Source organism: Corynebacterium jeikeium, assembly GCF_000738175.1.
GTDB lineage: Bacteria > Actinomycetota > Actinomycetes > Mycobacteriales > Mycobacteriaceae > Corynebacterium > Corynebacterium jeikeium_C.
Genome location: NZ_JFCH01000026.1, coordinates 1 through 26,785, shown reverse-complemented (window position 1 = coordinate 26,785; position 26,785 = coordinate 1). Strand labels below are relative to the sequence as shown.

General features: G+C 63.2%; 24 protein-coding genes. 12 read left to right on the top strand and 12 right to left on the bottom strand.

Features of this window, described 5'->3' with window-relative positions; translation table 11 throughout:
* The first annotated feature begins 119 nt into the window (after nt 1–119).
* Nucleotides 120–1,358, top strand: coding sequence for an IS256-like element IS3506 family transposase (locus tag JQ46_RS03540; protein ID WP_192817224.1), 1,239 nt, complete (start codon nt 120–122; stop codon nt 1,356–1,358).
* A gap of 186 nt (nt 1,359–1,544) precedes the next feature.
* On the top strand, nt 1,545–2,684 hold the full coding sequence (locus JQ46_RS03535; RefSeq protein WP_034985492.1) for a S1 family peptidase: 1,140 nt from the start codon (nt 1,545–1,547) through the stop codon (nt 2,682–2,684).
* Nucleotides 2,685–2,781: 97 nt separating this feature from the next.
* Here JQ46_RS03535 and JQ46_RS03530 read toward each other — a convergent pair whose 3' ends face one another.
* Nucleotides 2,782–4,446 (bottom strand): flavin-containing monooxygenase, encoded by a 1,665-nt coding sequence (locus JQ46_RS03530; RefSeq protein WP_034985489.1) that lies wholly within the window; start codon nt 4,444–4,446, stop codon nt 2,782–2,784.
* Between the two features lie 423 nt (nt 4,447–4,869).
* Here JQ46_RS03530 and dnaB point away from each other — a divergent pair, with 423 nt between their 5' ends.
* A complete protein-coding gene (dnaB, locus tag JQ46_RS03525; protein ID WP_034985486.1) occupies nt 4,870–6,417 on the top strand; it encodes a replicative DNA helicase in 1,548 nt (515 codons plus the stop codon).
* A 101-nt stretch (nt 6,418–6,518) separates the two neighbouring features.
* Here dnaB and JQ46_RS03520 read toward each other — a convergent pair whose 3' ends face one another.
* Complete coding sequence (locus tag JQ46_RS03520) at nt 6,519–7,010, bottom strand: MarR family winged helix-turn-helix transcriptional regulator (protein ID WP_034985485.1); 492 nt, start codon at nt 7,008–7,010, stop codon at nt 6,519–6,521.
* 171 nt (nt 7,011–7,181) lie between these two features.
* On the opposite strand from JQ46_RS03520, the gene JQ46_RS03515 reads away from it, so the two are divergent.
* Nucleotides 7,182–7,709, top strand: coding sequence for a CrcB family protein (locus JQ46_RS03515; protein WP_080719491.1), 528 nt, complete (start codon nt 7,182–7,184; stop codon nt 7,707–7,709).
* A complete protein-coding gene (locus JQ46_RS03510) occupies nt 7,706–8,155 on the top strand; it encodes a fluoride efflux transporter FluC (RefSeq protein ID WP_034985482.1) in 450 nt (149 codons plus the stop codon). The genes JQ46_RS03515 and JQ46_RS03510 overlap by 4 nt, the downstream gene beginning before the upstream one ends.
* Nucleotides 8,156–8,159: 4 nt before the next feature.
* On the opposite strand, the gene JQ46_RS03505 is transcribed toward JQ46_RS03510, so the two are convergent.
* On the bottom strand, nt 8,160–8,663 hold the full coding sequence (locus JQ46_RS03505) for a hotdog fold domain-containing protein (RefSeq protein ID WP_034985480.1): 504 nt from the start codon (nt 8,661–8,663) through the stop codon (nt 8,160–8,162).
* A gap of 131 nt (nt 8,664–8,794) precedes the next feature.
* Here JQ46_RS03505 and trxA point away from each other — a divergent pair, with 131 nt between their 5' ends.
* Nucleotides 8,795–9,166, top strand: coding sequence for a thioredoxin (gene trxA / locus JQ46_RS03500; protein ID WP_034985479.1), 372 nt, complete (start codon nt 8,795–8,797; stop codon nt 9,164–9,166).
* Between the two features lie 91 nt (nt 9,167–9,257).
* Here the strand turns inward: trxA and JQ46_RS03495 are convergent, their stop codons facing one another.
* Nucleotides 9,258–10,316, bottom strand: coding sequence for an NAD(P)-dependent alcohol dehydrogenase (locus JQ46_RS03495; protein ID WP_034985477.1), 1,059 nt, complete (start codon nt 10,314–10,316; stop codon nt 9,258–9,260).
* Between the two features lie 218 nt (nt 10,317–10,534).
* Between JQ46_RS03495 and JQ46_RS03490 the strand changes: the two genes are divergently transcribed.
* The 4 genes from JQ46_RS03490 (at nt 10,535) to JQ46_RS03475 (ending at nt 14,865) form a co-directional block, all read left to right on the top strand.
* Nucleotides 10,535–11,110, top strand: a complete 576-nt coding sequence (locus JQ46_RS03490; RefSeq protein ID WP_034985475.1) for a DUF6230 family protein — start codon at nt 10,535–10,537, stop codon at nt 11,108–11,110.
* A complete protein-coding gene (locus JQ46_RS03485) occupies nt 11,100–12,164 on the top strand; it encodes a DUF6114 domain-containing protein (protein ID WP_051876228.1) in 1,065 nt (354 codons plus the stop codon). The genes JQ46_RS03490 and JQ46_RS03485 overlap by 11 nt, the downstream gene beginning before the upstream one ends.
* Nucleotides 12,165–12,312: 148 nt before the next feature.
* Nucleotides 12,313–13,113 (top strand): PspA/IM30 family protein, encoded by an 801-nt coding sequence (locus tag JQ46_RS03480; RefSeq protein WP_034985473.1) that lies wholly within the window; start codon nt 12,313–12,315, stop codon nt 13,111–13,113.
* Between the two features lie 105 nt (nt 13,114–13,218).
* Nucleotides 13,219–14,865, top strand: a complete 1,647-nt coding sequence (locus tag JQ46_RS03475) for a DHA2 family efflux MFS transporter permease subunit (RefSeq protein WP_034985471.1) — start codon at nt 13,219–13,221, stop codon at nt 14,863–14,865.
* A 152-nt stretch (nt 14,866–15,017) separates the two neighbouring features.
* Here JQ46_RS03475 and JQ46_RS03470 read toward each other — a convergent pair whose 3' ends face one another.
* The 3 genes from JQ46_RS03470 to JQ46_RS03460 all read right to left on the bottom strand — a co-directional run bounded on the left by JQ46_RS03470 (nt 15,018) and on the right by JQ46_RS03460 (nt 17,663).
* Complete coding sequence (locus JQ46_RS03470) at nt 15,018–15,776, bottom strand: decaprenylphospho-beta-D-erythro-pentofuranosid-2-ulose 2-reductase (protein WP_034985469.1); 759 nt, start codon at nt 15,774–15,776, stop codon at nt 15,018–15,020.
* A 49-nt stretch (nt 15,777–15,825) separates the two neighbouring features.
* A complete protein-coding gene (locus JQ46_RS03465) occupies nt 15,826–17,238 on the bottom strand; it encodes an FAD-binding oxidoreductase (protein WP_034985468.1) in 1,413 nt (470 codons plus the stop codon).
* 110 nt (nt 17,239–17,348) lie between these two features.
* A complete protein-coding gene (locus tag JQ46_RS03460) occupies nt 17,349–17,663 on the bottom strand; it encodes a hypothetical protein (RefSeq protein ID WP_370510487.1) in 315 nt (104 codons plus the stop codon).
* A gap of 36 nt (nt 17,664–17,699) precedes the next feature.
* Here JQ46_RS03460 and JQ46_RS03455 point away from each other — a divergent pair, with 36 nt between their 5' ends.
* On the top strand, nt 17,700–18,506 hold the full coding sequence (locus tag JQ46_RS03455) for a hypothetical protein (RefSeq protein WP_034985467.1): 807 nt from the start codon (nt 17,700–17,702) through the stop codon (nt 18,504–18,506).
* Nucleotides 18,507–18,530: 24 nt separating this feature from the next.
* Nucleotides 18,531–19,964, top strand: a complete 1,434-nt coding sequence (locus JQ46_RS03450) for a hypothetical protein (protein ID WP_051876227.1) — start codon at nt 18,531–18,533, stop codon at nt 19,962–19,964.
* A 357-nt stretch (nt 19,965–20,321) separates the two neighbouring features.
* On the opposite strand, the gene JQ46_RS03445 is transcribed toward JQ46_RS03450, so the two are convergent.
* The 5 genes from JQ46_RS03445 to JQ46_RS03425 form a co-directional block, all read right to left on the bottom strand.
* Nucleotides 20,322–20,837 (bottom strand): GtrA family protein, encoded by a 516-nt coding sequence (locus JQ46_RS03445; RefSeq protein ID WP_237744701.1) that lies wholly within the window; start codon nt 20,835–20,837, stop codon nt 20,322–20,324.
* On the bottom strand, nt 20,830–21,558 hold the full coding sequence (locus JQ46_RS03440; RefSeq protein WP_034985464.1) for a GtrA family protein: 729 nt from the start codon (nt 21,556–21,558) through the stop codon (nt 20,830–20,832). The genes JQ46_RS03445 and JQ46_RS03440 overlap by 8 nt, the downstream gene beginning before the upstream one ends.
* A 190-nt stretch (nt 21,559–21,748) precedes the next feature.
* Nucleotides 21,749–22,657, bottom strand: a complete 909-nt coding sequence (locus tag JQ46_RS03435; RefSeq protein ID WP_034985463.1) for a glycosyltransferase — start codon at nt 22,655–22,657, stop codon at nt 21,749–21,751.
* 3 nt (nt 22,658–22,660) lie between these two features.
* Entirely contained in the window at nt 22,661–24,502 is a 1,842-nt protein-coding gene (locus JQ46_RS03430; protein WP_080719490.1) for a long-chain-fatty-acid--CoA ligase, read from the bottom strand.
* A gap of 325 nt (nt 24,503–24,827) precedes the next feature.
* On the bottom strand, nt 24,828–25,763 hold the full coding sequence (locus JQ46_RS03425; protein WP_237744700.1) for a hypothetical protein: 936 nt from the start codon (nt 25,761–25,763) through the stop codon (nt 24,828–24,830).
* Between the last annotated feature and the right edge of the window lie 1,022 nt (nt 25,764–26,785).

The window sequence follows — 26,785 nt, the reverse complement described above, 5'->3', positions numbered from 1 at the left end:
GGTTGCGTCCCTTAGTGTGGTGTAACGCTTGCTGATGGTGGGTCCCGGAAAGTAGTGGGCGGCCACCGCCAGTTAGCCTTTCGACTCAACTACCACATCTCACCGAAAGGCCTATGACGATGACCGCTGCACCGTATTCTATCGACCCGACAACCTATCTGGATGATTTGCTGGCCCAAGCGTCTCCGGATTTGATGCGCCAGATGCTGCAAGGGTTTATCAACCAGATCCTCTCCGCCCAGGCTGACACCGTCTGCGGCGCCGAATACGGAGTTGTATCCACCGAGCGGGTCAACCACCGCAACGGGTATCGCCACCGCGACCTTGACACCCGTGTCGGCACGATCGACGTGGCGGTGCCGAAACTGCGCCACGGCGCGTTCTTCCCAGACTGGCTGTTAGAGCGCCGCTCACGAGCAGAACGAGCCTTATCGACTGTGATCGCCACGTGCTACCTTAAAGGGGTTTCCACCCGCAGGATGAATGATCTGGTGGCTACGCTTGGGATTTCCAGCATGTCGAAATCGCAAGTCTCACGCATGTCAGAAGAACTCGACGACATGGTCGCAGACTTCAAAAACCGCCCACTAGACCCCGGCGGGTACGCCTTTTTATCGTGCGATGCGCTCACGATCAAAGTCCGTGAAGGCGGCCGGGTGGTCAAATGCTCAGTGCTGCTTGCCACCGGAGTCAACGCCGACGGGTATCGCGAAATGCTCGGCATGCACGTCGCCACCGCGGAATCCAACGCGTCGTGGAAAGGCTTCTTCCAGGACTTAAAAGCCCGCGGACTTACTGGGGTATTCCTTATCACAAGTGATGCCCACGAAGGCATCCAGCACGCCATTTCCGAAGTGCTGCCCAATGCGTCGTGGCAGCGGTGCCGCACCCATTTCGCGAAGAACCTCTACGAAAAGGTCCCGAAAACACAATGGCCGATGGTCTCTGCGATGTTCCAGACAATCTTCCAGCAACCTGACGCCACATCCACTTGGGCTCAAGCCCGCGAAGTTGTCGACCTACTGGAGCCGAAATTCCCTCACGTCGCGGCGTATTTGGAGGAATCACTCGATGAAGTACTGGCGTTTACCGCAGCGCCGAAACCAGTCTGGACGAAGGTGTGGTCAAACAACCCCACAGAACGGTTAAACCGTGAGATCCGCCGGCGCACCGACGTCGTCGGCATTTTCCCAAACCGTGAATCCATCATCCGGCTTGTCGGTGCGGTCCTAGCCGAGCAACACGACGACTGGATCCAACAAAAACGCTACATGTCACTGACCGCACTCGAACACACCAAGCACCTCATGCACCACCCAGGAGAACATCGTGACGACCACCACCAGCTAACCGCCTAACCAAGCCCCGAACTTCATATCGAGCCGAAAGCACAAACGGCTACACCACTACACCGGACTTGACCATTTATGGCCCCGGGCCGCCGGAGCGGGTGCCGAGCCACCAGCACCCCGGGCGCCGAAATTTCGCCACCTGAGCTGCCGAATTCCACTTGCTTAGCCAGCCGAATGTGCCAGGATAGCTCTGTGAAGAAAACTCAGCTGGTTCGCAGCTTGGCATTAGTCTCCATCCTCGCGCTCGCCGGATGTTCCAATTCGGGCGTCTCCATTTCCCCTAGCTCTTCAGACTCCGGCGGGGCGGACGGCTCCTCGGACTCCAAAGCCCTCAGCGTCTACGATGTCGCGGAGGCCTGCCAGAAGGCCGTTGAGAAGGATCTCAACAAGAACAACATTCCGCACGATAAGCTTTTCGTGCACGCAACGGACGTTTCCGAGACACACCTGTCCGACGACGACTTCGACGGTCCACTCAAGGGCTCGCTGTACAACGACGACTATTCCGGCGCCTTCCACTTCGACTGCGAAACCGACGGATCCACCACAAAGGTGGATAACTTCGATTTCCCGCAGGAAAACTTCCGCGTCGATTCCTCCAGAAACCGCTCGCAACAAACGGAGGTAGACCCGAACCGCCTGGACCCGGACAACGATGGCGCCGGCCGGGCCGGCCGCGACGACAACCTGGGAATTACCTACCACAACAAGGTGGACTGGCAATTCCTGGAAGCGCCGGGCAAGGTCGTCCCCGGCGGAATGATTCTGAACCGGACGAATGGCTCCTCGTGCTCGACGGGATTCATCGCCTCCCGCGACAACCGGGTATTCATTGTTACCGCAGGTCACTGCGGAAACAAGGGGGATAAGTTCGACATCCGCGATTCACGTGGCAATACTCTCCGGGTGGGGGAGATGGTGGAATCCTACGTGGAGCGTCATGGCCAGGGCATCGTTGGTGCAGACATTGGATTGATCGAGCTCTACCCAAATGTCAGGCAATACGTCGATTCCGCACTGCCTATGAATACCAAGCTCAAGGGCTGGATCACGCCGCAGGAGGCCGAGCGACGCAACATGGAGATTTGCCGCCTCGGTGCCACCACCGGGTACTCCTGCGGAGTGTTCGTCAGTGTGGACAAGGCAGGCCAGTTCTACTTTAGAAACATCATGGATCGCGGAGATTCCGGCGGCGCCATCTTTGCCGTGGACAGAAGTGGGGTATGGGCGCTTGGCGTGGTCTCGCGGGTCAGCGACTACAACAAAACCCTCGGCGGCGGAATGGAAATCGCCAGCGCGATGCGGCACTGGGGCCTAACCCTCCACGGCTAGCCCACCAGCCGCCGTAGTCACCAGCACCCCGGCACCCCCTGGCCGCCGGGCCGGGATCACCCCCTGGCCGCCCGGCTGGGATCACCCGGCGCAGCTGTTAAACCCGCAGCTTGGCGGCGCCTCCGCCGCCCTCACCGGCGGCCAGCGGCGCCGCCGCCTCCAGTGCCTCCACGCCGAAGGCCATGTCGTGGGTATTGTCCGCGCTGGTGTAGGTGCGGCGCTCCTTGATGTAGTCGTGCTCCATCCGCCACGGATCCCCAGCGGCCTGGCGCGGCAGAGTCCCCACGCTGCGCTGGATATAACCGCTGGACATCTCCAGAAGCGGCAGGTCAGCGGGCTCGCCGGCGGGTAGAACCGGGCACGCCCACTGCTCGCCTCGCGAGTCCATGTCCTTCCATAGCTGCACCAAGTACCGCGAGGTCATGTCCGCCCGCAAAGTCCACGACTGGTTCAAATACCCGATGGTGTAGGAGAAGTTCGGCAGTCGATTAGCCATCATGGCACGATAAGCCACCAGAGATTCGGTGGGTACTGGGGCGCCATCGACTGAGAAGTTGGCGTCACCAAAAGCAAGAAGTTGTAGTCCCGTGGCGATCACCAAGACATCAGCCTCGATGTACCCGCCGGAGCGCAACCGCACCCCGCCGGCGTCGACGCGCTCGATGTGGTCGGTGACGACCTTCGCCCCGCCGCGCACGGCCTTGAAGAAATCGCCGCCGGGGGACTTGCAGACGCGCTGGTCCCACGGGCCGTATGGGGGAGTGAAGTTGCGGCGGACCTCGTCGGCGGGCAGGTAAAGGCGGTTCCAGCCGCGGAACACCAGCTTCGCGATGCTGGGGAAGGTTTGGCAGAGGTGGTATTGCGCCATGTCGCGGCCGATGTGCAGGGTGCGCGCCAGGCGGTGGCCGAATTTGCCGGGCTCGGTGCTTAAGCCCAGGCCGACGAGGGAGCTGATCGTGTCTGTCTCCGGCAGCGGCGCAATGTAGGTGGGGGTGCGCTGCAGCATCGTCACGTCCGCACCCATCGCATGCAGCGCCGGGACCAGCGTAATTGCCGTCGCGCCGGAGCCGATCACCGTGACCTTCTTGCCGCGCACGTCGAGGTCGCGGGGCCATTGCTGTGGGTGCAGGGCGGTGCCTTCGAAGGTATTGACGCCCTCAATCTCCGCCGTGAACCCTTCAGCATGGCGGTAGTATCCGGTGGCGAAGTGGAGGCGGCGCGTCCACGTGGTGATGGTCGGCTGCTCGGGGTTGGCGGAAGCGGCAGAGTCGGAGCCGTCGGTGCCTTCGGAGTTGGCGTGGCCGGTGCGGCCGACGCGCATGGTGACTTCCCACAGGCCGCGGTCGGTGTGGAAGTTCACGGATTCGACCCAGGTGGATAGCTGTAGGCGGTCGAGCATGCCGATTTCCTGGGCGGCTTCGCGGCAGTAGTCGCGGATCTGCTTGCCGGAGCCGAGGGTGCCCTTGTGTGGCCACTTCTTGAAGGGGAGGGAGAAGGTGGCCATGTCGGAGTCCGAGCGGATGCCGGGGTATTGGAAGGTGGCCCAGGTTCCGCCGACGTCGTAGTTGGAGTCCACGGCGGCCCAGTTCCAGCCGGGGAAGTTCTTGTTTACGTGGTAGGCGATGTCGATGCCGGAGAGCCCCGCGCCGACAATGAGGAGGTCGAGGGGGCGCTCGGCGGTAGCTTCCGTGAGTACGGGGAGGGTGGAGGTAGAAAAGTTGGCGGTTGGGTTGGTGGTTGGGTCGGTGGGTGTGGGATTCATGAGCCACACCGTACTCCAAGGTCGTGCAGTGTGTAGGAAAACCAATATTTTACTTCCGCTTAGGAAACCTCATGCAGGGGAGTGTAGAAGGTGGCAATGACGGTGAATAAAGTGTGAATAATTTGAAGTTTTTGGCGACCTGGGGGTTTGTATGAGCGCGATCGCCTGGCCTGCGGGTTTGTTTATCCCCAGGTTATCCACCGATGAAAAGAGAAGCTTTCACACCAGTCACACTGTTCTGACCTGCGCAAACGTGGAAACGTGCAGGTGAGAGCATCGGCTATCCACAAGTTATCCACAAGCCATCCTGGGGGATTGAGGGTTATGCACATTTCCTCCACAGGTATATTCACAAAGCCTGTGGATAACTTGTTCTGTATTGCCGCTTAGGGGTTGTCCCGCGCTGCCATTAAAGTGGTCGGCATGAGCGAAAATGCAGGCATGAACTTCGACGACGGCGCCCCGCTGCCGGAGGAACCTTTCGACGATTTCGGCGGTCCCAGCGACTTCGGCGCTGGCTCGGGCGCTGGGGGAGCGGGCGGCTTCGAGTCTTCCGGTCGTCGCGGCGGGGGTTTCCAAGGCGGTCGCAGGGGCCGTGGCGGCCAGGGCGGTCACGGCGGCGCTCAGCAGATTGTCCGCGAGATGCCGCAGAACCCGGAAGCCGAGCAGGGTGTGCTCGGCGGCATGATGCTGGACAAGGACGCCATTGCGGATGTCGTGGAGGTCCTCGTTGGTGATGACTTCTACGTGCCGAAGCACAAGACTATTTTTGACGCCATACTTCAGCTGTACGGCGAGGGTAAGGAAGTAGACCCGGTCATCGTCAGCGGCCGCCTGGACCGCGATGGCGTGCTGAGCTTCATCGGCGGCGCTGATTACCTGCACAGTGTCGTCCAGAAGACTCCGACCTCGGCAAACGTCGGCTACTACGCCTCGATCGTGCGGGAGAAGGCCACGCTGCGCCGCCTGGTGCAAGCAGGCACCACGATTGTGCAGCTGGGTTATGCGGGTACCGAGGGTGCGGACGTGGATAACGTGGTGGACCGCGCGCAGCAGGAGATGTTCGCCATCACCAACGATGCCGCGAAGGAGGACTACGAGGTCTTCGCGGAACTGGTGGCCTCCACTGTGGGGGAGATCGAGCAGCTGGAGAGCCAGGATGGCGTGGAGATGGGTATCCCCACCGGCTTTGCCGACTTGGATGACCTGACGAATGGCCTGCGCGGCGGCCAGATGGTGATTGTGGCGGCTCGCCCGGGTGTGGGTAAGTCCACGCTGGCGCTGGACTTCATGCGTTCGGCGTCGATCCAGCACGGCAAAGCGTCGGCGCTGTTCAGCCTGGAAATGAGCAAGTCCGAGGTCATGATGCGCATCTTCTCTGCAGAGGCGGAGGTGCGCCTGGCTTCCATGCGCGGAGGCAAGCTGACCGACGACGACTGGGATCGCCTGACCGTGCGCATCGGCGAGATCGAGGACGCGCCGATCTACATCGACGATTCGCCGAACCTGACGATGATGGAGATCCGCTCGAAGGCACGCCGCCTGAAGCAGCAGGTGGATCTGCAGCTGATCGTGGTGGACTACCTGCAGCTGATGTCCTCCGGCAAGCGAGTGGAATCACGCCAGCAAGAGGTCTCTGAGTTCTCCCGCCAGCTGAAGCTGTTGGCCAAGGAGGTCAACGTGCCGGTCGTTGCGATCTCGCAGCTGAACCGTGGCGTGGAGTCCCGCGGCGACGATGCGCTTCCGCGTGTCTCTGACCTGCGTGAATCTGGTTCGCTGGAGCAGGATGCCGACATGGTCATGCTGATCAACCGCCCGGACTCGCAGAACCCGGATCACGAGCGTGCGGGCGAGGCGGACATCATCCTCGCTAAGCACCGTGGTGGTCCCATTGGCACGGTGACGGTGGCCAACCAGCTGCAGTTCTCCAAGTTCTCCGACATGGCCCGCGACATCAGCCCTATGCCCTAAATCCCACGCGGGGCATCCGCGTGCTGGTGCTTCTGCGCCCCGCGCCCCCCGGAGGCGGGGCGCGCGGCGGGCGGCGGGTCGCGCGCTGCCCCGCGCCGCGCCTAAGGCTGTTCGTTCAGCTTCGCCAGGATCGAGTAGAACTGCTCAACTTCCGTGTCGGTTAGCCGGTCAAATACCAGCTCGCGCACCTTCGCCACGTGGCCGGGCGCAGCAGTAGTGATCGCGTCGAGACCTGCGGGTTCAAGGACAACGAAGGCCCCGCGGCCGTCGGCGTCACAAGTTTCACGGCGCACAAGACCGCGCTTCGCCATGCGCGTGATCTGGTGTGACAAGCGCGAACGGCTCCACTGCATCATGTTCGCCAGCGCGACGATTCGCTGCTGGTGGTTCGGCGATTCCGAAAGATGCACCAGAACCTCGTAGTCGGACAGGGATAGGGAAGTTTCCGCCGACAGCTGCTGCGCCAGCTCGGCATTGATCTGGATGTGGGCGTTGAGCCACGCTCGCCACACCTGCTGCTCGCGGCTGCTCAGCCACGGGGTTCCCGCGGTGGCATCCGCATCTTGCGGGGGAGAGGCGTTTTCTCGTGTCATGTGAACCATTATCGCACATCAGTCAATATGGTGGACACATCAACTAAGTGGACGTAGGTTGGGACCCAGCGCATCAAGAGAAGTACCCACACATCACCTTCACCTCCACGGACATCACCGCCGCCGGCGTGGCTGGCCGTTTAATCCAGTTGCCTGGGTAATATTGCACCCATGAAACGCCTCCCGCCCATCGCCCTGGTCTTCCTCGGCGGTGCGCTGGGGGCGATTTTTCGTTGGGCGCTGACCGTTTGGATCCCCGCGCTCGGCGACCCAACGCGCGTCCCCGGCGCGGCCACTCCGCTGAATGTCACCGGTGGAATCCCCCTCGGGGATATTGCATTGCTGGTGGTCAACGTCCTGGGAGCGCTCCTGCTGGGGCTGCTGGTCGGCATGATCCCGGATTCCGCCCACCCGCGCCGGGCGTTCTGGGGTACGGGCGTGCTCGGCGGTTTCACGTCGTTTAGCTCGCTCGCTGCGGCTATTGACGCCCCCACCGACTCAACAAATGCCGTCCTCATTGGGGGAGTCTACGGCCTGATCACACTGGCATTTGGCCTGTTTGCGGCTGCGATGGGGCTGCGCCTCGGGCGGGATCTGGATGCGCTGGCGCGGCTGCGGCACGGGGGCAGTGCAGCCCAAGCAGGCAGCGGCTCCGGTGCTGAGCCGGAGTCCGCGCCGGGGGATGGGGGCACGCGATGAGCAACGGAGCAACCCTCGTGGAGCTGCTGGCCGTCGCCGTCGGCGGCGGAACGGGCGCGGCCGCCCGCTACGGGCTGGATACTTACCTGAAGTCCCGGCGCGGCTGGGCACCCCTGTGGAGCCTGACGGTGGTGAACCTCCTCGGCACCGCCCTACTGGGGCTAGTTCTTGGTTTCACTTCGCAGCACACGGCGGGCACGGGCGGGCTGGGCGGTCCGGTCAACACCGACGGGACCGGGGCGACGAGCGCGGCCCGGGACATCCTATTCCCCCTGTTAGGAGTGGGTTTGGCTGGTGGGTTCACCACGTTCTCCACGGTGATGGTGGAGGTCTTCACTCGGCCGCAGCCCACCCGTCGCATCGTCGGTGTGGTGGCGATGACCGTTGCCTGCTGCGCGGTGTTCTTCCTTGCGCTCTGGGGCGGGGCGACGCTCGCGGGCGCCTAGCCTGCTACTTCTTGGCGGTCACCCAGATGTCGATCTCCACGTAGGTGGATTCCTTGCCCTCATCGTCGGCGAAATGGATTTTCACCGGCACGGTCTGGCCGCCGGACTCCTTGGTGATCTTCTCGAAGTCCGGCAACTCCGCCGTCGCGGTGGCCGTCAGGCTGCCCTTCGTCTTCTTCAGGTACTGCGTGCGCATACCCTGCGGCAGCCAGCGGTGCGTGTTGGGGATGGACGCCTCAGCCAGCATCCCCATCGCGAACTCCGCCACATTGCAGGCCGCGATGGCGTGGAAGGTTCCGATGTGGTTATTCAGCAGCCACCACTTCTTCGACTTCACCTGGCAGTAGCCCGGTCGCAACTCCTGCAGACGCGGTTGTACGGTTAGGAAGTAAGGCGCCTTAGCGCTGGCTGCCAGCGAAAACAGACCGTTGCCAAACGGCTTCTTCGCAAGATTCTTGTACATTTTGAAAGTGCTAGACGGATTCGCGTTGGCGTCATAAATAGACATAGTGAGAACTCTAACGCGGAATAAAACGTGCGTTGCGTAATGTTGGAAAAATATACGCGCCCCTTTAAACGGTGCGCAGTGACAAAGCAGCGACAAGCTTTGAACGAAGCAATCAACCTGAAGGGAAAGAAATGGCGACCACTGAAATCACCGGAGCAAACTTCCAGGAAACCGTGCAGGGCGACGGCATCGTCGTACTGGACTTCTGGGCAGACTGGTGTGGTCCGTGCAAGCGCTTCGCCCCCATCTTCGAGCAGGCCTCCGAGGAGAACCCGGATGCCGTATTCGGCAAGGTGGATACCGAGGCTAACCAGGAGCTTTCCGCAGCCCTGCAGATCCAGTCGATCCCGACCCTGATGCTGTTCCGCGACGGCGTGCTGCTGGCCCGCGAATCCGGCCTGCTGCCGGGCAAGGCCATCAACGAGCTGATTGCCAAGGCCAAGGAGCTGGACATGGACGAGGTCCGCAAGCAGATCGAGGCCGAGCAGGGCGGGGCGCAGTAAGCGTTCGTACTGCAGGCTCGCTCGCTGCAATCCCGCGCTACGGTGCACGCAGGCGCGATCAGCGCGCTAACCAGAGTGCGCCCGGCGCACGTTATAGCGTGTTGACGTCGATGACGAAGCGGTAGCGCACATCCGAATCCAACACGCGCTGATAGGCCGTATTGATTTCCTCTGCCGGGATGACCTCCGCCTCTGCGGTGATGCCGTGGGCGGCGCAGAAATCAATCATCTCCTGGGTCTCCCGGATACCACCGATAGCGCTGCCCGCCACGGAGCGGCGCTTACCGATCAGCGCACCGGCGCTGATCCGCATCTTCTCCGGCGGCAGCCCCAGCATCACCATGGTTCCGCCACGCGCCAGGGTGGAAATAAACGGTGCCGGATCCAGCGGTGCGCTGACCGTATTAATGATTAGGTCGAAACTCGCCCTGAAGGGCTTGTGCCAGTCCTCCTCCTTGGTGGCCACGTAACGGCTGGCACCAAAGGCCATGCCATCGGCCTCCTTGGACTTAGAGTGGCTCAAGACCGTCACGTCTGCACCCATCGCCGCAGCCAGCTTTACGGCCACATGTCCCAGGCCGCCCATGCCGACCACCGCCACGCGGGAACCTTCGCCCACGTCCCAGTGCTTCAGCGGGGAATACGTAGTAATTCCAGCGCATAGCAGGGGAGTGGCCGCCGCGGCGGCATCAGACTCCAAGTCGGCGAAGGCCTCCGGAATGCGGACCAGGAACTCCTCCCGGCAGACGATGTGGGTGGAATAACCGCCCTGCGTGATGGTTCCGTCGATGCGATCCGGCGCGTTATATGTGCCGGTCGAACCGTTCTCGCAGTAGTTTTCGTCGCCTTCGCGGCAGGCATCGCAATCCAGGCAGCTATCCACCAGGCAGCCGATGCCGACAACATCGCCGGGGCGGAAGTTCTGTACCTCCGTGCCCACCTCGGTGACCTCACCGATGATCTCGTGGCCAGGGGTCATGGGGAAGTTATCGTGCGGCCAATCGCCATTCACGGTGTGAGTATCCGAGTGGCAGATGCCCGCCCAGCGGATCTTGATGAGGCAGTCGTTGGGGCGCAGGTCGCGCCGGGAAATGGTGGATTTTTCCAGTGCCTCGCCGGCGCCGGGGGCTGAGTAACATGCAACGTCCATGCTCCCCAGGCTACGCAGGCCCCGCTCGTGCGGTGCAGGCATGCAGGAATGCGTGGTGCGTGTGCTCCAGCCCTTCCCGTGCAGCGCGTATTCGCACAGCCTGTGCTGGGACGCGGGCGGGCGCGGCCTAGAGGGCGTCACCAAAAAGAACTGCGATTCGCGCAACGGCGCCGCGGCGGGGATAATGCGTAAGGGTTTTACAACAGGAGGCACGAAGAATGGGACGGATCAACGGCAAGAAGGCCGCAGTTGCGCTGACCGCCGGGCTGGTCGGCTTCGCCGGCACCGGAATGGCCGTGGCGAAGGGCGGAATCTCTGCGAACTTGGCGCTTTCTGGCTCCTTCTTCACCGTGACGATCGGCGGCCTGTCCGGGCAGGATTTCTCCCTGTTCATGGACAACGACACGAAGGGCGATGACCACCTGCCCGTAGCGCGTGTGAAGATTAAGGAGGCGAAGGCCTCTGACCTGTGCCTTTCCACCACCGTGCCGGATCTTCCCGCCGTCGGCGAGGCCACCCTTTCGCTGCGCGCCAACGGACAGAACAGCGTTGACGCGGACGATCTGATCGTAGGCTCCACCGACATTAAGGGCAGCCTGCGGATGGCCGACCCCAACCTCGGTATTGACGCCAGCCAGGTCAACCCCGAAGCGCCAGATGACGCCTGGGGTCTGCACTCGAAGGACGTGCAGGTTGTGGCGGAGAAGATCATTGCCACGTCGGTAGGGGCGAAGCAGCTGAACGTTTCCGGAGTGGAGGCGAACGTGCGCCGAGGAACCGAGAATGCCTGCTAAAGGGCGGTTAGCGCGCTTCGCCGAGTGGCGCCGCAACCGACCGTTCGTGCCGGGACTGTTGGTGCTGCTTTCGGGTGTTGTGATTATGACGCCCGCGTATCTGACGCTGCGCATTTCCGACCTACTGGTGATGATCTCTACGCTGTCGGGGGTTTCCACGCTCTTCCTGGGTGCCGCGCAGATCATGTTCGCACTGGGTATTTGGCTGAAGCCTGCCACGGCTCCCTACCTGGGAGTTTTCGCCATTTTGGTATCGCTGGTGGCGCTGCCGGCCTCCAATATCGGCGGGTTCCTGTTGGGCTCGCTGTTGGGAATTTTCGGCGGGGCGTTTGCCCTGGCGTGGGAGTCTGGGGAACCGGGGGAGCGCAGCGAGCGGAAATCGAAGAAGGGCGGGGGCGAGCGCTCCGGCGGCGACACCGGCGGCGAGACTGAGGCCGAGGTTGCCGAGAGCGAAGCCGGCTCTGAGGAAGGTTCCGGCGGCGGGTACTCCGCGACGATCGCGGCCCTGCTGGTGGCAGTGGGGATCGCCACCGGCGTGGGCATCTTAAATGCGAATGCCCCGTACAGCGTGGCCCAGCCCGCGCGGGTGGGCGACGTCGGCCAGGTCACCGCGGATAACGTGACCTTCAAGGGGAACGTGCACATCGGCGTGGATTCTGTAGGCACGGAGCACGGCGGCCGCGACCTGCTGCGCATCACCGGCGACCGGCTGGAGATCAAGAACCTGCAGATCAGGCTGCCTGGCCAGTGGGGCGACGGGCTGATGCAGACCGGCCCGGATGTGGAAACCTACGTGGTCGAAGGCCCCGTCGTGGTGGAGGCTACGTCCCTGGAGGCCGTGCCCGCGCTGGCGGAGATCTCCACGGTGCCGGTGAAGGTCGACATTTCCGCTGGCGCAGGGGATGTGCTGCACCAGCTGGGCCTGGTCCCCAGCGAGGCGCCGATCCCGGACCCGGTGATGGAGGTCGTCTCCCTGAAACAAGTGAAGCTGGATTTGATGCACCTGACCGGGCGGGATATGGACGCTCCGGTGGTTCACCTTTACTCGCTCTAGTGGCGGGCTGACGGCCCCGCGCGGAGCCCCGCTCCCGCTTTCGCCCCCTGCGCCACGCGGAAAGTCAGTACGCTGGGATGCAGTTAACTTAAACAAACCACTACATCCCGACTAAACACCGACTACATAGCGACACAGGAGCTTTCCCATGGCGAATCCATTTTCTAAGGGCTGGAAATACCTGATGCAGTCCCTCGACACCAAGATCGAGGAGAACGCGGATCCCCATGTGCAGATCCAGCAGGCCACAGAAGCGGCCCGCAAGCAGCACCAGCAGATCTCCGAAAGTGCTGCTCGCGTGATCGGTAACCGCAATCAGCTGGAAATGAAGATGAACCGCCTGCAGGAAGATGCGGAGAAGCTTTCGGATAACGCTCGCACCGCCATCCAGCAGGCCGACAAGGCCGCGGCCGATGGCGACCAGGCCAAGGCCAACGAGCTGAATCAGACAGCCGAGCTGTTCGCTTCTCAGCTGGTCACGGTCGAGCAGCAGCTTGAGGAGACCAAGCGACTGTACTCCGGTGCGGAAGAGGCCGCCCGTCAGGCGCAGCAGCAACAGCAGCAGTCCGCTGCCCGCCTCGAGGATCAGATGGCGCAGATCAACCAGCTGCGTTCCCAGGTGGATCAGGCGAAGATGCAGGAGGCCACCGCGAACTCCATGCAGCAGATGGATGGTCTGGTGCAGAACAATGACGTGCCGACCCTGGACAGCGTGCGCGAGAAGATCGAGCAGCGCTACGCCCAGGCGCTCGGCAGCCAGGAGCTCGTCGAGAACTCCGTGCAGGGCCGCATGACTGAGATCGAATCCGCTGGTAACGACATGCGCGCCAGCTCCCGTCTGGAGGAAATCCGCGCCCAGCTGAACTCCGAGAATAGTGCGAACGCTCTCGAGCAGGGCGAGGGGAGCGGTGACGGCACTGGCGAGACCCAGGGCGAGCTGGAGCGCTAACCGCCGGCGCTTGCCCCCTCCAAACGCAGCACACCTGGTGTAAAGTATCCAGGGTTCGCGGGTGCACTCATGCACCCGCCCTTTTATCGTCTTGGAGGGATATTTTTGTCTGAAAAGCCTTTTTCCGACGCCGCCAATCCCGACCGCGCCACCACCCCAGCCGACGCGGCCGAGCCAATGGAAAGCACTTCTGAAAACCTCAGCCCCGATCGCCAGGGCCACCCGACCCCTCCAGGGGAGCCCGCGGCTGGCGCGAAACTGCTTATCGGCATGCTGGTAGCCGCAGCTTTCGTGGTGATTCTCAACGAAACCACCTTGGCCGTGGCTCTGCCCGTTTTGATGGGAGAGTTTGGCGTCACCGCCGATGCAGCGCAGTGGTTGACCACAGCATTCATGCTCACGATGGCCGTGGTCATCCCGATGACCGGTTACATCATGCAGCGGTTCCGCCTGCGCTCGATCTACATCGCGGCACTGACGACCTTCCTTGCCGGCACGGTGCTCGCCGCAGCCGCGCCGACGTTCCCGATCCTGCTGCTCGCCCGCGTGGTCCAGGCCAGCGGCACGGCGCTGGTGATTCCGATGTTGATGACCACCATCATCCGGCTGGTCCCCATCGACCGCCGTGGCGCGGTATTCGGCCTGGTTTCGGTGGTTATTGCGGTGGCTCCGGCGCTGGGTCCGACATTCTCCGGCGTGGTGCTGGAGGCCTTGGGCTGGCGTTGGATCTTCATCCTCGTCGCCCCGTTGGTGCTGATTTCCCTGGTCGCGGGTCTGTTCTTGGTGAAGAACTTCGAGGAGCCGAGCCGCCCTTCCCTGGACGTGCTCTCCGTCTTCCTCTCCGCATTCGGCTTTGCGGGCCTGGTGTACGGCCTGGCCGGTCTGTCGGAGTTGGCCGATGGAGTGCCGGTGCAGCGCCTGATCATCCTGGCTGTGGGTGCGGTGATCCTGGCGGTATTCTTCCTGCGCCAGCGTTCCCTGGAGCGCAGCTCTAAGCCGGGCGCCACTCCGCTGTTGAACCTGCAGCCGTTGCGCGTGCGCGAGTACAACCTCTCGCTGGGGTTGCTGCTGTTTACGTTCTCCATGCTCTTCGGCTTCATCATTCTGATGCCGCTGTACGCGCAGAACGTTGCGGGTCTGACGGAGCTGAAGACTGGCATGGTTTCCTTGCCGGGCGGCCTGGTCATGGGGCTGCTGGGCCCCGCGGTCGGCCGTGCCTACGACGCGCGTGGCACCCGCCCGCTGATTATCCCGGGCAGCATTTTGATCACCATCGGCATGATGGGCTTTGCCGCCCTGGAGCAGACGGAGCACCTGTTTTCTTGGGTTGGTTCCGGCACGTGGCCGGCGTTTGTGCAGCTCACGGTCGTTACGGTTGTGTTGAACTTGGGCATTGCTTTGATGATGACGCCCCTTATGTCCAACGCCCTGGCGGCCGTTCCGGACTCTTTGGCTTCCCACGCGCAGGCAATTTTGAATACTTTCCAGCAGGTTGCCGGCGGCGCGGGAACGGCGATCTTCGTGGCTGTGATGACTTTCGCTTCCGCGCGCTACGCCTCTAGCAATGCTGAGGAGTTGGCGGGTCTGGGTGCCACGGATCCTGCGCTGGCCGAGGCGCAGGTGGTGGGCCAGGGCATCCATGTGGCGTTCCTGGTGGCGGCTTTCGCCGCGGTGGCGTTGATGGTGGCCTCGGCATTTTTGAAGCTGGATGCGAAGGATTCCGCGCACCCGGGCGCGCCTCGGGAGGTCTAGTTTAGTTCGTCTCCGCGCTGACTAGGCCGGACATGCGAAAGCGCCGCACGCCGGGGAGGCGGGCGGCGCTTTGCTCTGCGGAGCCGGGGCCAAGAGGCCCTTCAATCTGGCTCTCCCGGTCGGCGCCGAGCGGAGCCCTGGCCGGGAGGCTGTTACAGAGGCAGCTTGCGCAGGATCGGCAGCGGCAGGTGCTTCAGGATCAGCATGATTGGGCGGAACAGGGGGTGCACCCAGATCAGGGACTTGCGGTTATCCACGGCCTTGGCGATCGCCTTGGCCACGTCTTCTTTGTCCACGGTCAGCGGGGCGTCTTCGAGGTCCTTGGTCATGTTGGTGCGGACCTGGCCCGGGCGGACCGTCAGCACGCGCACGCCGGAGCCACGCAGAGCTTCGTTGAGCATGCGGTAGAAGCCATCCAGGCCGGCCTTTGTGGAGCCGTAGACGAAGTTGGAGCGGCGAACCATCTCACCGGCAACGGTGGAGAACGCCACAATCTGGCCGTGGCCTTGCTTCTTCATGTAGTCCGCCAGCAGTACGCCGACGGAGACGGCGCCGGTGAAGTTCACCTGTGCGGCCTGCACAGCCAACTTCTGGTTGGTCCACTGTTTCTCGTTATCGCCCAGGATTCCGAACGCAACAATGGCCAGGTCCACGTCGCCGTGGCTGAAGATTTCCTCGAAAACCTGCGGGTGGGAATCGAAGTCCACTGCGTCGAAGGAGACGGGTACGACCTCGCTGGCGCCGGCGGCGTTCATGCGTGCGGTGGCGTCATCCAAAGACTCGCCGGCACGGGCGGCCAGGATCACGCGCGCGGGGCCGCGGGAGAGGAACTCCTCGACGACGGCGAGGCCCATGTCGGACGCGCCGCCGAGCAGCAGGATGGACTGGGGTTTGCCAACGGCATCAATCATTGTGACTCTCTTTCGGGTTAAAGCTCTATGCAGTTAAAGCTCTATGCAGTTAGAGCTCGAGGCGGCGGGACATGTCGGAGGCGAAAACCCCCGTCGGGTCGATGCGCTTGCGGGTGGCCAGCCAGCCGGGTAGGCCGGGGTACATCTTGTGGAAGTTCTCGGCGGAGGTGCGGGACTCCTTGGCCAAGTACAGGCGGCCGCCGAACTCCATCACGCGACGATCCAGGTCGTCCAGGAAGGCGCCCAGGCCCGGCTTGATTGGGAAGTCCACGCAGACGTTCCAGCCCGGCATCGGGTAGCTCAGCGGCGCCTTGTTGCCCTCGCCGAACAGCTTGAACACGTTCAGCGCGGAGTAGTGGCCGGAGCGCTGGATGTCGCGGATGATCTCCTTGAACGGCTCCACGGCCTCCGTCGGTACGACGAACTGGTACTGCAGGAAGCCCTTGGAACCATAGCCGCGGTTCCACTCGCCGATCAGGTCCAGCGGCTGGTAGAACTGCGTGAGGTTCTGCACCTGGTTGCGGTACTCGCCGGACTTCAGCCACCACAGCTCGCCGATGGCCACCATGGACAGCTTGTTCATGGTGAAGCTCGGGAAGATATCCGGCACGGTCATCAGCTGCGGAGCCTTGAACTTCAGCGGATCCTTGGCCAGCTTCGGCGCGTACTCCTTCAGCTGGTCCAGGGTTGCCAGGGAGCCGCGGGAGATCGCGGCGCGGCCCAGCTTCGGCTCCGGGCTAATCGCATCGAACCAGGCGGAGGAGTAGGTGAAGTTGTGCTCCGAACCATCGGAGTGGAACGCGATGGTTTCGTCCAGGGAATGCGTCATGTCGCCATCGGCGATGAAGTACGCGGTCTCCGTCTTCGTCATTTCAATGGTCGCGCGCAGGATAATGCCGGTCAGGCCCATGCCGCCGACGGTGGCCCAGAACAGCTCGCCGTCCGGGTCGTCCGCGGAGCCCTCCGGGGTCAGGTGCAGCACGCGCCCGTCGGCCACCAGCAGCTCCATGGAGCGGACGTGGTTGCCGAAGGAACCCGCGGAGTGGTGGTTCTTGCCGTGGATATCCGGGCCGATAGCGCCGCCGATGGTCACCTGGCGCGTGCCGGGCAGCACCGGCACCCACAGGCCATAGGGCAGGGCGGCCTTCATCAGCTGGTCCAACGTCACGCCAGCATCGACGTCCACGATGGCGGTATCGGGGTTGATGCTGTGGATACGGTTCAGCTGCTGCATGTCGATAACGAGCCCGCCGGCGTTCATGGCCGGGTCGCCGTAGCTGCGGCCCATACCGCGGGCGATCACGCCACGCTGCAGGTGGCTGGGCTTATCCGCGTTATCGTCGGCCACGCGCGCGACGGCGGCGGCAATCTGATCGACATCCTGTGTGGACAGAACTTCGGCGGTCGTGGGGGCGGTGCGACCCCACCCGGTGAGGGTACGAGTGCTGGTGTGCAATTCCATGTTCTCTACCCTAGCGCCCGGGTGGGACAACTCAGGGGCGCGGCGCCGCGTGCGGCTCAAGTTGCCAGCGTTTTCGCAGTTGCGGTGTGGGCGGCGTCACTAAGAAAGAGCTAGTAGAGCTCCATGATCTGGCGGATCTCCTCCGGCAGCTCCTCGGGCTCGGTGATGGTGGGGCCGTCGTATTCGCGCAGGATGTCGCGCACGCGCTGGCGGCTGGTGCTGTCGAGGATGGGGAGTTCCTGGGCCATGAGGCGAGTCATGAACTCGTTGAGCGGCAGGTTCGTGCGGGTGGAAGCCTCGTAGCTGCTTTCCTTACCGACGCCACCGACTCGCACCGGCGCACTCCTGTGTTCCTGCTCGGCGGGGGAGAGCTTGGAGCGCTTGAAGAGTTTCGCGGCGCCGGGGAACCTATCAAAAACAGCCATGGGCAAGATCATAGTCGGTGGTAACCTCCAATAGCGATGAGCACAACTGCCCCTGAAAGCACTGCCGGCGAGTCGGGTGCCGCCGCGAGTACCGCGGCCCCCGGCGCGCCCGAGCCCGTCCGCTACGACCCAATCATGGTCGTGGTCGCCGCAGGCCCCGCCGACGATCCCACCTTCGCCATCTGGCAGGTGGAAACCGACCCCGACGTGCAGCTTGGAGACTTTTCCGGCGCCTGGCTGATCGACGGCGCGGGCATCCATGGCTTTGCCGCCAGCGCGGACTGGATCGAGGGGACCGACGACCGCGTGGCCATGCTTGCCGCCTTGCTGCGCTATCCCGTGCTGTTTGTGGGCGACGAGGCGGCGGCGAAGGTGTTGCCCAGCGACGTTGCTCTGGTCGACGTGGCGGCAACGGAGGTTGCTCTTAATGACGCCCTCGCCTCCGCCAAGCAGCACTTCAACGCCGAGTTCCCGGGGAAGAAGCAGCCGGCGTGGGGGAGCTTCCGCGCGCTGGAGGAGTTCCGGGAAGCCGAGGCTGGCGTGGCCGGTGCCGGTGCTGGGGAACGCGCTGGGGAAAGCGCGGATGAGTGCGCAGGAAGCCGCGCCGGGGAGAGCGTGGGCGCTGGCGCGGAGGGAAGCGCAGGCGCAGGGGAAGCAGAGCGCGCCGGAAGCGAGACCGAGCGCGAGGCCGTGGCGACGGCGCTGCAAGAGGCCGCCGCGCTGCGCGGCTGGATCGCGCAGTACAACGCATTCGACAAGTTGCGAGTCCGCCGACTTGGCCCTGTGATCAGCGAGTTTGTGACTGCTCAGCCGCTTCCGCTGGTTCTCGCCCAGCGAGGTTAGCCGGGCGCCATTACGCTTAGGTGCATGAATCGCTCATCGCTTTTTGGAGCCGCCGGGGGCTATGAATCAGCCGGCGGTTCCACTGCTGCGCGAGCGAACGGGAACGGCGGCGCGGAGGCCACGGATGCATCAATCGCGGGCGGGAGCGTGATCTCCCTGTCGAAGATCCGCACGTCCCGGCGCGACGGCGCCGACGGGGCGGAAGTGCAGGAAAGCCTGGGGGTTATGTCCACACCGGGGGTGGGGGCCAGCAGAAACAACGGAGCCCACACCACAGTCTTCACCGTGGTAGTGGAGCACCACTTCCCGGGCGTGGGAAGGTACTCCCGCCTGCTCAGCGTCTCCGGCGCTATGAGCGTGGCGGACTTCGCCGACGCGATCCTCACCAGCTTCGACTGGCCCGAATCCGTGAACCGAGTCCCCGAGGCGCACCCCACCCGCTACGTCGCGCGGGCGGAGCGCGGCGCCGGCGCGGCCTCTGCCGCTGACACTGGCGCCGCCGACGCGCCCGCGGCTGACACTGCTACCAGCGCCGACACCACCACCGATCCAACCTGGAGTTTCCGCGCCCGCACTGCTGGCCGCGTGCGCGTCTACGCCAAGGGCGCAAATTCCATCGGCACTGCTCTCGGCGACATTTTCCGCCGCGGGAGCATCGGCGTGCTGAAGGTAGGCCGCTACGATTTCAGCGTCAACGTCACAGACACCACCACCCGCCACGAGGAAATCGAGCTCGTCCCCACCGGCTCCCCCTTTGACGCCTCCTTTGACGCGCCGGGCGAGCCGGATGCCGAAGCAGTGCTCCTGGCCGCCGACTTCCTCGCCGATACGGAGGACGATGCGGCTGAGGCGGGTGGCGTCAATAAGAATCAGGATGACGAACTCGCCGCGCACCTGCACCCTGCGGGCATTCCGGCGCGCGTGGATGTCACGGAGGTGAACGTGGCGCTGGCGGGCGAGGACACCGTGGAGCAGATCCTCGCCGAAACCGACCCTGAACTGCGGGAACTTCTGCACGAGCGGGCGCTGTACGAGTTCATTCCGCTGCTGCAGGCGCTGGACTTGGAGAGGCCGGCGAACGTTACCGAGCACGCCGCCGAGCTGCTGGCTGATGCGCCGATCGAGAAGAGCAAGATCGGGCGCGCGGCAGCGTGGGCGCGGATTATCGCGCTGTCCACGCTGGTGGATTCGGAGGTCGACGAGGTCAGCGAGGCCTTCATGTCGGCACTCGGCTTCACGCGCGCGGATGCGAAGCTGCCGCCGACCGATACTGCCTTGGGTACTGACGCCCTCAGCGCCAGCGAGATCAAGTGGCTGTCGCGGCGGACCGGGCGCATCTTGGCGCAGGTGGGGGCAAGCAAGTGGGAGCCTCAGCCCGATGACCAGGCGGTTCCGTTGGTTCCGCAGTGCTCGCTGCTGGACCGCTTGGAGATGTACCGCTTCGTTCTGCAGCGCTAGTTTGGGTGGCGTGGCCGGGCTTGGCCTGGCTGCTGTAGTTTGCCCAGCTTGGCCGGGCTTTGCCTGGTGTCCGGCTGGTCAGAATGTCGCTAGATCGGGAATACGTCGGTCAGGGCAGGTCCACCAGGGTGCCTAGCGGAATGGAATGTCGCTAGATCGGGAATACGTCGGCGCCCGCGGAGCCCCGCAAAAATACACAACGCCCTGACCTGCGGCTTTGCGATTTTGCAAACCGCTCCCATTAACCCATTCCCGTTCTAACGACATTTGAGTACAGGTGAGGCTTCCGGAAGCCTCCAGCCAGCCCGGCTAGCACTTGAAGATGCAGCCCGGCTAGTACTTGAAGCTTCACCCCGGCTAGCGCTTGAAGATGAGGAACTTCTGGATCAGGAAGTTCAGCACCGTCGCCGTGCCCTGCGCAATCACAAAACTGATCGCACGTACCCAGAATGCATTCAGGTCAAAGCCTTCGAGCCACGGGATCGACACCTTGTACAGCCCCCACTGCACAATAAAGGTCAGCCCGTAGGTCACCATGGTGATGGCGAATCGGCGCCCACTCGGCTCCGCCTGGAAAGTCCACCGACGGTTGATGAAATATGCCGTCAGGGTGCCCAGCACGAATCCCAGTGCCTTCGACACGCCATCGCTCAAGCCAAACGCAAAGGTGAACAGCGCCGTGGAGCCGAAGTCCACGACGGCGCTGAAGCCTCCGACCAGCACAAACTTCACCAGCTGCGACTGGATGATGCGCTGCGCCCGGGTGGTGTGCTCCGACTGAAAGTTATCGCCGACCCGCGCGCCCTGCCCGGCCCCAGCGGGATCGGTGCCTGGCTGCGGCGAGGGGGCGTCATTAAAAGAAGGCTTAGACATCCGCATCACCCGCGCCAGAACCCGCACCGGCACCAGAACCAGCACCGCCAGTGCGCGGCTCAACCACGCGCACCACCCGGCTGGCCTCGCGCGGCTTCGCGCGGAACGTCCACAGCTTGTTGAACAGGAAGTTCGCCGGCACCGCCAGGATCACGCCAATGAAGTTGCCCCAGTACGCGCGCGTGCGCAGCCCCGTGGAGTTATCGAAAATGTCGTGCGGCAGAGCGATCGGCGACTCGGGGTTCACCAGCGCCGTCGAGACCACCAGCGTGATCAGCAGTCCGAACACGCCCACGGCCATGAACTGCGGCAGCTGCTTCCACCAAGCGCGCTTCGGCTCGTGGCGGAACGTCCAGTAGCGGTTCAGGCAGAAATTCCAGATGTTCGCCAGCAGAAACGCGACCACGGAAAACACGTGGTACCAGCGGAAATGGTACTGGGTTCCGAGGAGGTTCAGGAAGGCATCCTGCACGTGAATGTCCCAGCCGGCCTCCGCGAGCTTCTTCGACAGCACGAAGATCGCCTGGTTGACCACAAACCCCGACGCGCCGACGAGTCCGAACTGAATGAACTGCCGCGCGACGTTGCGGCGGCGGTGCGCGCGGGAGGGGGCGGCGCCTTCGGCGTTCTTCTTATTGACGCCAACGTCTTCAGCGGGCTTGGTGGGCTCAGCGCTCGGGGTGGTCTGGGTTTCGGACACGGTCACTTCGGCTAACTTCATCCTCGGTTAGGTGGTGTTAGGCGGCGCCGGGAGTCTGCTCGGGGGCTGCTCAAGTGCTGCTCGGGGCACCGCGATAGTCACTTAAGACTACGCCCGTGACCGGGTAAAAGGGAAAATCCTGGCCGGTGTGTGCGCTTAAAAAGTTGCTTAGAACTTCGGCGACTGAGCCCATCCCCGGGGCGCAGCCGCGCTAGCGGCCTGGCCGGCGGAACTGCTCGCGCCGACCGAGCGCATGCAGCCGCAGCCACTCGGCGAACCCCTTCGGGTCCTTCTTCTGCACCAAGAAGAACCATCCGAAGCGGGCGTATTCCTGCGGCAGCAGCTTGCGCATGCCCGGCTGGTTCATGATGTACCCGCGGTTGCGGTACGTGAAGAAGCGCTTGAACTCGTTGTCCGGGTATTGCGTGTGCATCTTCCCGCCAAGGATCGGCTTGAACTCGTCCGAGCCGTCGGGGTGCAGGTAAGCGCAGGTCAGACATGTTCCAAAGGGCAGGCCGCTGCGGACCAGGCGGCGGTGGTACTCCACCTCGTCGCCACGGATGAACAGCCGATAATCGGGAACACCAATTATCTCCATCGCCCGCGCACTGATCAACGCGCCGTTGAACAGGCTGGCGATCCCCGGCAGGAACGAACCCTCCAGCTCAGATAGCGTCCGCCGCCACACCAACCCCTGGCGCAGAGGGAAGGCCAGCCGTTCCGGGGCATCGATGTTGCACACCACGGGGCTGATCTCCTCCAGCCCCTCGCGCTCCGCAACCTCCTGCAGGGTAGCCAGCACGTGCGCGTCGGCGGGGCGCCCGTCGTCGTCGGCGCACCAGATCGCGTCGGCGCCCAGGGAAAGCGCGGTCAGGAATCCCAGCGCGAAGCCCCCGGCCCCGCCCAGGTTCGTCGCGGACCCCACGTAGTGGCCCCGCGACCCGCACACCGCCTCCACCAGCTCGCGCACCGCCGGGTCGTTGCCGTTATCCACGACCACCACATGCGCGACCTCCGCGCCCTCCTGGTTGGCAACCTGGCGCAGCGAGGCCTCCAGCAACTTCACGCGATTGTGCGTGACGATCACTGCGGCGACGGTGTCTTTCCTGCTCAGTGGCATGTTTTAGGCCTGTTCCTTCTCTGCGACTAGCTCCTGCACCTCACGGCGGCGCACCTTGCCCAGCTGGTCGGCGGGCAACTCCTGGAATGCATGGAATACCTTCGGCACCTTATACGCAGTAAGTCGTTCTTTGGCGAAGGCGCGGAAGTCGTCGGCGTCAATAACAGCACCATCGGCCAAAACCACAGCCGCAGCGACGGTTTCGGACCCATCCTTGCGCTGCACGCCAACGACCGAAGCCTGCTCGATGGAGGGGTGCTCGCACAGGACTTCCTCGACTTCGGCGGGGTAGACGTTGAAGCCGCCGGTGATGATCATCTCCTTGATGCGCGAGACGATCTTCAGGTACCCGTCGGACTCCATGACGGCCATGTCGCCGGTGCGGAACCAGTCCTCGTGAAAGGCGTCGGCGGTGGCATCCGGGCGGTTCAGGTAGCCCTTGAACACCTGCGGGCCGCGGACGACCAGCTCGCCAGCTTCGCCGTCGGGCATGGTCTCGGCGGGGTTGTCCGGGTTGGCGATGCGGATTTCGGTGGAGGGGAAAGGCACGCCGATGTAGCCCTCGCGTCCCTTGCCCATGGGGTTACCTGCGATAATGGGCGAGGTTTCGGTCAGGCCGTAGCCTTCCACGATGTTGCCGCCGGTGGAGCTTTCCCACTCGCGGACGGTCTCTGCGGGCAGGGCGCTGGCGCCGCTGAAGGAATTGCGGATACCGGAGAGCGGCATGTCGCGCTTCTCGGCCTCCTTCATAATGCTCTGGTACAGCGCAGGCACGCCCGGCATCCAGGAAGGCATGTTCTTCTTCATCACACGCATGACCAGCGGCATTTCAGGCGCGGGCAGCAGTTGGATTTCGCCGCCGATCATCGGGGCGAGCGTGATGTTCATGGTCAGGCCGTATGCATGGAAAATCGGTAGCGCGGCCAGCATGACCTCCGGCTTCGGCCCCTTGCCCAGCCCCTTCACCCACGCCTGCCCCTGCCGCAGGTTCGCGATGAGGTTGCGGTGAGTCAGCACGGCGCCCTTGGGCTTGCCGGTGGTGCCGGAGGTGTAGAGGATCAGCGCGGGGTCGGTCGGGTCGGTCTTTTTATTATTGACGCCACCACGCAGCCACTTCTCGCCATTCCCGCCCGTGCGCATGAAGCTCTTCCAGGAGACGGCGGCTGGCGCCGGGCCGGTGAGCTTGTCCTTCATGGCCTTGATCTTCGGGATCGGCAGCTTCAGGGCGTAGCGCAGCGGGGCAGGCATCTCGTCAGGGAGGGTGACGGCGATGACTGTTTCGAGGGGGCTGTTCAGCCGCAAGGTCTCGGCGACGTCGGCGACCTTATCCCAGAAGAAAGCCACCTTGGCGCCGTGGTCGTTGAAAGGGTGGCGGAGTTCGGGGGCAGTGTATAGAGGGTTGTGCAGGGTGGGGACTGCGCCGATGTTCTGGATTGCGTAGAAGGCGATGAGGGCCTGCGGGCAGTTCGGCAGTGCGATGGCGACGTGGTCTCCGCGCTGCACGCCGAGCTTCTCCAGGGCTGCGGAGGCGATGGCCACCTGGTGGCCGTACTGCTCGTAGGTGGTGGCTTTGCCGAAGAAGGTGAAGGCGTTGCGTTCGCCGATCGTGTCCACCGCGTGCCAGAAGACCTCCGGGATGGTGAAGCCTGCGGGGTTTTCCGCCGGGTCGTCGAGGTCGATGGTGTGCTGCGTCCACGGGGTGTAGTGCTGCAGCCAGGCCTTAGAGTTGAAGGCTTCGGATGCGGTTGTGCCGTCTCCGGCGGGGGTGCCTGCTGGAGTGGCTTCCTCGTTGCCGGCGGGGGTGCCTGCGCCGTTGTCGCCTGCTGGGTTGGTCAACTGTTTCACCTGGTTCTGCGTGTGTTGTTCGTAATTTTTCTACGTGTGTTCTGGGGTTTAACTGCTGGGCGTGGCTGTGCTTACTTGCAGTGTGCGCTGTGGCGCGCCTGCACCGTGCACTGTGCCTGCACTGTGCCTGCACTGTGCCTTCAGTCACGCTTGCGTGTCCGTGACCGAGTCTAACGCTTTGGGCGCTCCAACTGTCGGGGTTCTTTAATTCTCTTTTTATCTCTAGTTTGTGGCTAGCTCGCGCCGGGGCGGGGCGGACGGTTCGCGAAGCTGGAGGTGAAGGCGACGGGGGCGAGGGGGCGTCAATAAGAAAGAACAAAAAGGGCTACGACCAGGCGAGCGCGCCGCCGCTCCAGAGGGTGCACGGCGGGCGGGTCGGGCGCGCGGCGAGGGTGTGGAAATGCTCGCTGACCTGCTCGATTGCGCGGCCGGAGAGGTACGTTTCCGCCGTGACGCGCAGCAGCGTGATGCCGCGGGCTTGGATGTCGTTTTCGCGTTGACGTTCCTTGAGTAGGGCGCGCTCGATGGCCGGTGTGGTGGAGCCGTACTTCTCGCGGCCGTCGTATTCGACAGCGAGGCCGACGTCGAAGAACATGTCCACGCGCCCGATGGTCCAGCCGCCCTCGTTGAGTATGTTGACCTGCTGGAATGGTGCGGGCAGGCCGTGTTCCCAGAAGCGGATCTTTAGCTGCGATTCGCGCGGGCTTTCGGAGAAGCGGGTGATGAGGCGCGCGGCCGTGCGGGCGCGTTGGGCCCCGTGGCGGATGGGCTGTCCACTCTGCCAGTCAAGCCATTTGCGCCACTCGTGCCACGTGATTTTCTCTGTGTGCAGCGCGGCCTCCGTGGCGATGACGGCATCGTCCAGCGAATGTCGAAGCCCCAGGTCATGGCACGTATCCAGCAGTCCGCTGGTCCAGATTTCGCCGAACTCTGTGGGGGTCAGCACAGCGCGCTGGCCTTGCCCCGGCGCCGCGAGGTAGCGCTCTGACCTGCCGTTTCTTCCCATCAGGCTTCTTTTTGGTGACGCCAACTCCACCGTCTCCGGCGGCCCGAACTTCTCTAGGGGCAGGCCGTGGAGGAAGGCTGCCGATTTGCCCGCCACGACGGCCGGACCGCTGCGGATGTATTCGGCGGCGATTCTGGCTCGCGCTTTAATTGCTTCTGCGTCGGGGTCTTGTTCAAACTCAAGCCACTGACCTGCGGGAATATAAACTCCCGGTGCAAGTCTGACCGCTTCGCCCCTCGCTGCGAGTCGCTGCATTCTTCGCGCTTCCGAGGGGTTCATCGTGTAAACGTCGAGAAGCAGCTTGGCCTTCCTGCGTGGTGGTACCTGGGGAAATGTAACCGCACGCGCCCGCCGGATGGTTGTGGATTTGGCTCTTGCTTTTCCATTGCTTGCTTTTCCATTTTTTGTCTTTCCATTGGTTGCTTTTCCATTGCTTGCTTTGGACTGTTGCACTGTTGACCCCCTGTTTCCCCTGGTCTGCGTGGCCTTTGAGAGATGTGCTTCAAGAGATGTATCTAAGAGATGTGCCGGAAATAGAGAGATGGATAAAGAGATTCGGCAACGCATCCGGGTTCGCGGCCATTCTCGCAATTGAACGAGCTTGGTGGAATATGGGTGGCTAGGACTTGTGAATAACTCTCTGCAGGTGGGCGATTTATCCACAAGCACAAAAGTACGAGATGCGGGAAACTCCCCGATGGTGTACGGGCAGCTCGGCACTGGGCGTGGTGTTGGCGCCGGGCGCGGGTGTGGTGCGGGCGCCGGGCGGCGTGCTGGTGTTGAATACGTGAAAGTGAGTATTGGGGCCGCTGGGGGTGTTGTTATTGGTGAGAGTGTTGAGTGGGTGGGCTGGTGGTTTTAGGAGGAGATGCTGGATGGGAAAATGTCGGAAAAGTTGCAATTTGTTATTGGGGGACATTTTCAGTTTTGTAAATCCGCAGGTCAGCGAGTTTTTCGGATTGTGTGCTGATGGTGAGGATTTACGTTTTGCAACTTTTCCGACACTTAAGTCTGTGGGGTGGCAATGGGAGCCGTTGGGGTATTGGTGCAGACCTGTGGGGTGTCGGCGAGCTGGGTTTCTGTTACATGGGTGTGAATTTTGGGACGGGAGAGCAGCTTGAGGCTGATGGTGCAGTATTGTGGTGATCGGAGAAGTGAGGGGTAGCTTCCTTGGCGGGAAAGTGTCGGAAAAGTTGCAATTTGTTATTGGGGGACATTTTCAGTTTTGTAAATCCGCAGGTCAGCGAGTTTTTCGGATTGTGTGCTGATGGTGAGGA